Source organism: Acinetobacter sp. (assembly GCF_036666595.1).
In the GTDB taxonomy this organism is placed as follows: Bacteria; Pseudomonadota; Gammaproteobacteria; order Pseudomonadales; family Moraxellaceae; genus Acinetobacter.
Genome location: NZ_JAVWVO010000098.1, coordinates 1 through 643, shown reverse-complemented (window position 1 = coordinate 643; position 643 = coordinate 1). Strand labels below are relative to the sequence as shown.

The following is a 643-nucleotide window of genomic DNA, read 5'->3' as shown; positions in this document are numbered from 1 at the left end:
CATGTTCCCTGAAAAAGCCTTTAAATTATTGATGAGTCTTGTTGTTTCAGCCATTGTGATTAACTGGATGGTGCTTTCGCTGACGCATCTTAAATTTAAACAGCGCATGCTTCAGCTTAAAAAAATGAGTATTTTTCCCAGCATTGCTTATCCACTGACTAATTATATTTGCGTGCTTTTCATGCTGTGTATTTTAGTGATTATGTGGATGACACCAGATATGCGCATTGCCGTGATGCTGATTCCTGTTTGGATTGCATGTTTGAGTTTGGCCTATTGGTTAAAAATAAAGAAAAACTGAAATACTGCGAATTTCATTTTGATTGAGTGACTTTCGCATTCTTTTGCTGAAAATGATCTGAATTTGTGTTTTAATACACTCAGTTTGAGATGAGCCTCTTACAGTATATAAGCTTTGACTTGTATACGACTAGCCCCTAACCATGGGGCTTTTTAATGTCTGAAAACAATAACTTATAATTAATTGGCGCAATATTGGCGTAAAGTACAAGTTATCCACAGTCATTTCTTCTTCTATATATTCCATTTTAACATTTATTTTAATTCAAAATTCGAACATTAAAAATGAAGACTATATAATACTCCTCCTCTAATTTTACGCCTTATCTTAGATTCTCAGACG

1 pseudogene is annotated in these 643 nt (G+C 33.9%); it reads left to right on the top strand.

The features are described 5' to 3' along the window. A pseudogene (locus RR876_RS16990) lies at positions 1-301 on the top strand (aromatic amino acid transporter AroP); the annotation flags it as partial. Positions 302-643: the final 342 nt, after the last annotated feature.